The following is a 6,168-nucleotide window of genomic DNA, read 5'->3' on the forward strand; positions in this document are numbered from 1 at the left end:
CTGTCTGCGCAGTTGGGCAACCTTTCTTCTTATTGTTCAGGCAGCGCGCGCAAGAGCATCCCGGCTCCTTTTAAGAAATCGAAGCGGGAGTGAAACAGCCGCTCTGCAGCTTTGGTATTTAGCGCTTTGACAACCAGGTCCAGGCCTTTATTGTCCAGCTTTTCCAGCGAGCGGCGCAAAGCCAGGGCATTTTGATAACTTTTGCGCAGCGGCCGGGTTAAGTCTTCGTAACGGCCTTTTCCGCACAGATCCAGGGCGGCGTAGATTCCGGTGAGAATTGCCGGGTATTGGCCAAAACCCAAAAAGGGCATGATGGCTCCGAAGCAGTTTCCGGTAAAGAAGGTGTTTCCCAGCCGGGGGTAATTACAGAGGCCGATGGCGTAGCCGGTAATGGAAAAGGAATCTGTGATTTTAAGTTCCTGTCCCAGATCCCGGCGCACAGTTTCATGCAGGTGCTGCCACAGTTGATCCGCATCAACATTTTCATTTTGCGGATAGTCGGGAAAAGCCACGGACAGGTTGGCTTCATGTTCTGAATAAGGGATAAAGTAACTGTAGCCCTGGGGAGCATAGCGGGAATCAAGCCAGGCCGCCACCGCATACCGGTTAAAGGAGCCTTCCAGCGTGGCACCTTTTATGGTTACGGTGAGGTCGGTTTGGTAGTTCTGCATTTTCTCTGCATAGGCGCCGTCACCGGTGGCCACCACCACATGGGTATATTCCTCCAGCAAGTCTTCATAGGCGTGCCGGGAATTAAAGACGATTTCACTTTTTACCTGCCTGGCCAGTTGCTTTTCCCAGGAATCCGCATCACGCCCCCGGATGGTGGAAAAGCCCAGCTGCCCGTTAACAACAGCTTTCTCATGCTCTGAAAACAACAGTAGTTCGCTGATGTGGCCCACCGGATGCAAAAAGATGCCATAGGTATCAGCCAGGTATGCCAGTGGATCCCGGTGCGGCCGGCAGAGGGCGGAAAGAATAATTTCGCTGTTAACAAAACGGTCACCCACCTGTGACCGTGATTCAAAGACAGTGGGACTTATGCCGTTTTTCTCCAGGGTAAGGGCGCAGCTGAGGCCGGCCAGTCCGGCGCCCATAATTGCTACTTTCATAAAAACCACTCCGTTTCATGCTGCTAGTATGACCCCAAAGCGGCGCTTTATGACAAAGGGGCAGCAGGGATTTTTCCGGTGTTGTAGAAGTTATTACCTAAATTAAAGTAGGAGATAAAATTGTTGGCGGCAGCATATATTTAAGCGTCTAAATTTTCACACAAAGAGGTGGCTTTCGTGACATCTAAAGTTATAATAGATTACAAAGTGTCTCAATGCACCGGCTGTCGGCTCTGCATGCTGGCCTGTGCCTGGACTGGGAGTAAAACTCACCGGCTATCCGATTCTGCCATTTGCATAGAAGTGGACGAAAAGCTGTTTCGCCGCAGCATGATTCTGGATGCAGAGCGCTGTACCGGCTGTCTGGCCTGCGTTTCCATCTGTCCCGGAGAAGCACTGGTCAAACGAGACGGAGAAACAAAGGGGGCAGGAGCATGAGTACTTTGCTGACGGTAAATCTTACGGAGGGCAGCATGTACCGTAAAGATATTGCTGATACGGAAGAAATGTATCTGGGCGGGCTGGGGGTAAACTCCAGGTTGCTTTATGATCTGGTGCCTACCGGTGCAGACCCGCTTGGTCCGGAAAATGCCCTGCTTTTTGGCGTAGGCCCTCTGGTGGGGACTCTTTTACCCACAGCCTGTCGCACGGAAGTTACGGCCAAATCACCGCTTTCCGGGCGGTTCGGCACCGCAAACGGCGGCGGCTCATTTGGTGCTGTTTTGCGGTATGCAGGCTTTAGTTATCTGGCATTTCTGGGGGCAGCGCAAACGCCGGTGATGTTGGTAATAGATGATGAAAAGGTGCGCCTGGAGCAGGCTGATGACCTGTGGGGGCTTGATGTTTGGGAGGCCACGGACAGAATTAAAGCCCGGCTGGGCCATGATTTTCATGTGGCCGTTATTGGTCCCGCCGGTGAAAACCTGGTGCGGTTTGCCTCCATACAGAATGACTACTTTGCTTCCTGGGGCCGGACCGGCATGGGAGCGGTAATGGGTTCTAAGCGCCTTAAGGCCGTGGCGGTACGCGGCAGCGGCACGGTGGATGTAGCGGATATAAAAACCTTTAATAAACTGCGCCGGGAAGCATTTGACAGGGTGCAGAAGGAACCCAGTTTTGGTTTCATGAAACGCTACGGCAGCATGGTGGTGGCCGACCCCTTTGATGCAGGAGGGGCGCTACCCGGCAGGAATTTCACCGTGGGATCATATGCAGACTGGGCGCAGACCCGGGGGCGCAAACCCTTTGAAAAGCAATACAAGGAGGGGGATGTGGCCTGTTTTTCCTGCCCCATTGCCTGTGCCCACTGGTCCCGGGTAAAAGAAGATGGGCCGCATCAGGGCCTGGAAACACGGGGGCTGGAAGTCACCTTTGTGATGGAGTTTGGCGCCAAGCTGGAGATGACATCTGTTCCGGAGATTTTCCGCTGTGTGGATATCTGTAATATCAACGGCATGGATGTAATTTCTGCAGCCGGCAGTGTTTCCTTTCTGCTGGAAGCATACGATAAGGGATTGGTAACCACAGAGGATCTGGGTTTTGTGCCACAGTGGGGAGACTATAATACGGTATCGCGGTTATTGTTGCAAATCGCCGGCCGTGAAGGTATGGGTAATTTATTGGCAGAAGGGGCCAAGCGGGCTTCACAGCAGATCCCCGGCAGTGAACCTTATGCCATGCATGTTAAAGGCGTAGAGATGCCGGTTAAGGATCCCCGCCCCAAATGCGATACCTTTACCTTTGGTTACCTGACAAATACCCGGGGTGGCGACAGCTTGCGCGGGCGCTCTCCGGTGGAAGCGGTGCTGCAGCCTTTGGTGGACCATCGCACCGAACCGTTGGGTGTGGATCCTGAGCATATTGAAGCATTGGATATGCCTGCGACACTAAAAAAAGAAATTTTTGGTGATCCTCCGAAGGGAGTGAACCTGCCCCGGATGCTGGTCTATGCAGAAAACCTGATTGCCCTGATTAACTGTGTGGGATTTTGTATCCGGCCGCCGGTGCTGCGCTCGCTGGGCCCGGACTTTTACGCCCGGGCATTAACGGCGGTAACCGGCAGGAAGTATGATGAGGATATGGTATATGCTGCTGCCCAAAGGGTGTGGGACCTGCAGCACAGCTTTAATGTGCGGGAAGGAGAAACGTCTCAGGACTACTGTTATCCCAAACGTTTCTATACAGAAAGCCTGCCCGGCCCCAAAGGCCGTATCACTCCCCCTCTCTCCCGGGAGCAGATCGAGGAAAACCTACGGGAATATTTTCAGGTCCGCGGCTGGGAATTCTAAAAAAAATCAATATTTCCGAGAAAAATATGGTAAAATAATATGCAGGCTGTATAATACATACAGCCTGCTTTCTCATTCTTGCAAAACGTGCAAAACGGCTGCAAAACGGGGACGGACCTTTTTTTGCACTGGTATGAATTATAACGCTTCGCAATTTGCGAAGCTGCTAAGGAAACCAGTATGGAAAAGCACGCGCCTAAGGGACCCGAGTAAGCGTGCTTTTCTGACACAACCGTGCAATATTTTGCAATTGGTATGGACTCGTAGAATGATACGGTAAGATCTTGGAGGCTTAATCATGCGGGAAATATATCTGGACAACAGTGCCACAACAAAGGTTTTGCCGGAAGTGGCAGGGGTTATTCAGGATGTTCTTACAAAAGAATACGGCAATCCCTCTTCTCTGCATCGTATGGGCGTGGCGGCGGAGCGGGTTAAAACTGAGGCTCGTCGCACAATAGCCGGCGGCTGCGGGGTAAAGGAAAGTGAAATTTATTTTACCTCCGGCGGCACCGAAGCCAACAATCTGGCCATCAAAGGAGCAGCCCGGCGTAACCGCCGGCGGGGAAATCATCTGGTGACCAGTAAAATTGAACATCCCTCGGTCCTGTATGCGTTTCGTGCTCTGGAGGATGAGGGCTTTAGTGTGACTTATCTTGATGTGAATCAGGCAGGGCAGGTAAATCCGGAGGATGCGGCGGCTGCCGTCGGTGCTGAAACCATTTTAATGAGCCTGATGCATGTTAACAACGAAGTGGGTGCAATTCAGCCGGTGGAGGAGATCGGGCGGCGAATCAAAGAAAAAAACAGTGATGTTCTGTATCATGTGGATGCGGTACAATCCTTTGGCAAGCTGCCGGTACGTCCGTCGGCCTGGCATGCCGACTTGGTTTCCTTTTCTGCCCATAAAATTCACGGCCCCAAAGGTGCCGGTGCCCTGTGGCGCCGCAACGGTGTTCATTTGGAACCGCTTTTGCACGGCGGCGGTCAGGAAGACGGCTTGCGGCCCGGTACGGAAAACATGGCGGGCATTGCCGGCTTTGCTGCAGCGGCCAGGCTGGCCCTAAAGAGCCGGGAAAAGAATTTTGAGCATTTGCAAAACCTGAAAAGCCGGTTTTTAGCCGGTTTAGAGGAACATATTTCTGAGGTCACTCATAATGGTTCAGGTGAAGATGCACCTCATATTCTCAATGTTACGGTGGCAGGGATTAAGGGCGAGGTGCTGGTCCACGCCCTGGAAGAGCAGGGTGTCTATATTTCCACCGGTTCGGCGTGCCACTCCCATCGGCCCGATCCCAGCCATGTGCTGCTGGCCATGGGGTTGAAGGAAGAGGAAATCGGCGCATCCCTGCGCTTTAGCTTTTCTTCTTTGAACACGGAAACAGATATTGACCAGACACTGGAAATACTAGAGCAGACGGTGGAGAGCATCCGCCTGATGACGCGGAGGTAAAAAAATGAAGGCATTATTTTTAGTGCGTTACGGTGAAATCGGCCTGAAAGGGAAAAACCGAAAATTCTTTGAAAACACTTTGACCAAAAATATTAAGAGGGCACTTTTGGACGTGGCTGACTGCCGCATCCATCAGACTTACAGCAGAAACTTTGTAGAGGTGGTGGACGGTGATGCCGAGGCGGTAGCTGCCCGTTTATCGCAGGTTTTTGGTATTGTCTCCATTAGTCCGGTGGCCATTGCCCCGCTGGATTTGGATGAAATAAAAGCGGTGGCCAAAGCTGAGTTTGAAAAAATCACCCGTCCCGGGGTAACCTTTAAGGTGGAGACCAAACGGGCCAATAAGCGTTTTCCTTATAAATCACCGGAAGTAAGCAGGGAAGTTGGCGCGCACCTTTTGATTAACATCCCTGACTTGAAAGTGGATGTGCGCAATCCGGAGATAAAACTGGAAGTGGAGATAAGAGAGCACGAAACCTACATCTATACCCGTACCATTGCCGGTCCCGGCGGTTTGCCGGTGGGTGTGGCAGGCAAGGGCCTGCTTTTGATTTCCGGAGGCATCGACAGCCCGGTGGCCGGGTGGATGTCCATGAAGCGGGGCGTTACCCTGGAGGCCATCCATTTTCACAGCTTCCCCTTTACCAGTGACCGGGCCAAAGAAAAGGTAATAGACCTTTGCCGGGAGTTGACACGCTTTGGCGGGAAAATCCGCCTGCATGTAGCCCATTTTACCGAAATCCAAAAAGAGCTGCGGCTGAAAACTCCGGAGAGGCTAACCGTGACCCTGATGCGCCGCATGATGTTTCGTATCGCTGAACGGCTGGCCGAGCAGCGCGGCGCGCTGGCCCTGATTACCGGTGAGAGCCTGGGACAGGTGGCCAGTCAGACCATGGAAAGTATCAATGTTATTGAAAAGGTTACCACTATTCCGGTGTTCAGGCCGCTTATTGGGCTGGATAAGGAAGAAATCATGAACATTTCCCGGCGCATCGATACTTACCCCATTTCCATCCGGCCGTATGAGGACTGCTGCACCGTCTTTTTGCCCGACTTCCCCGCCACCAGACCGCGCCTGGCAGATGTGGAAGAAGCGGAAGCGTCCCTTGATATTGAGGCACTGATAAGCGAGAGCCTGGCAAAAACGGAAACTCTCGACATCACCACCAATACTTGATGTAAAGCAAGCAAAATGAAATGTGGGCAGTAGATCTGCTGTCTTAGCAGATGTCCCCTTGCCCGGTGTGAGACAAAAACGCTGTCCCCTTTGTCTCAGGTGTGGACAAATAAACCTGTCCCTCCGTCCACAAAAAAA

At 52.4% G+C, this 6,168-nt stretch carries 5 protein-coding genes; 4 read left to right on the forward strand and 1 reads right to left on the reverse strand.

The features are described 5' to 3' along the window. Window positions 1–29: 29 nt before the first annotated feature. Complete coding sequence (locus tag DEALDRAFT_RS11080; RefSeq protein ID WP_008517463.1) at window positions 30–1,112, reverse strand: NAD(P)/FAD-dependent oxidoreductase; 1,083 nt, start codon at window positions 1,110–1,112, stop codon at window positions 30–32. Between the two features lie 177 nt (window positions 1,113–1,289). Between DEALDRAFT_RS11080 and DEALDRAFT_RS11085 the strand changes: the two genes are divergently transcribed. The 4 genes from DEALDRAFT_RS11085 to thiI all read left to right on the forward strand — a co-directional run bounded on the left by DEALDRAFT_RS11085 (window position 1,290) and on the right by thiI (window position 6,030). Beyond that, complete coding sequence (locus DEALDRAFT_RS11085; RefSeq protein ID WP_008517464.1) at window positions 1,290–1,550, forward strand: 4Fe-4S binding protein; 261 nt, start codon at window positions 1,290–1,292, stop codon at window positions 1,548–1,550. After that, window positions 1,547–3,400, forward strand: coding sequence for an aldehyde ferredoxin oxidoreductase family protein (locus DEALDRAFT_RS11090; RefSeq protein ID WP_008517465.1), 1,854 nt, complete (start codon window positions 1,547–1,549; stop codon window positions 3,398–3,400). The genes DEALDRAFT_RS11085 and DEALDRAFT_RS11090 overlap by 4 nt, the downstream gene beginning before the upstream one ends. A gap of 298 nt (window positions 3,401–3,698) precedes the next feature. After that, a complete protein-coding gene (locus DEALDRAFT_RS11095; protein WP_008517466.1) occupies window positions 3,699–4,853 on the forward strand; it encodes a cysteine desulfurase family protein in 1,155 nt (384 codons plus the stop codon). 4 nt (window positions 4,854–4,857) lie between these two features. Then, the gene (thiI, locus tag DEALDRAFT_RS11100) at window positions 4,858–6,030 is read left to right on the forward strand and encodes a tRNA uracil 4-sulfurtransferase ThiI (RefSeq protein WP_008517467.1); all 1,173 of its coding nucleotides are present in this window, start codon (window positions 4,858–4,860) and stop codon (window positions 6,028–6,030) included. Window positions 6,031–6,168: the final 138 nt, after the last annotated feature.

The organism is Dethiobacter alkaliphilus AHT 1 (genome assembly GCF_000174415.1).
Classification (GTDB): Bacteria; Bacillota; Dethiobacteria; order Dethiobacterales; family Dethiobacteraceae; genus Dethiobacter; species Dethiobacter alkaliphilus.

Excerpts from the sequence above, each read along its gene's own strand:
- DEALDRAFT_RS11080 (WP_008517463.1), bottom strand. The coding sequence starts at position 1,112 with ATGAAAGTAGCAATTATGGGCGCCGGACTGGCCGGCCTCAGCTGCGCC.
- DEALDRAFT_RS11090 (WP_008517465.1), top strand. The coding sequence starts at position 1,547 with ATGAGTACTTTGCTGACGGTAAATCTTACGGAGGGCAGCATGTACCGT.
- DEALDRAFT_RS11095 (WP_008517466.1), top strand. The coding sequence starts at position 3,699 with ATGCGGGAAATATATCTGGACAACAGTGCCACAACAAAGGTTTTGCCG.
- thiI (WP_008517467.1), top strand. The coding sequence starts at position 4,858 with ATGAAGGCATTATTTTTAGTGCGTTACGGTGAAATCGGCCTGAAAGGG.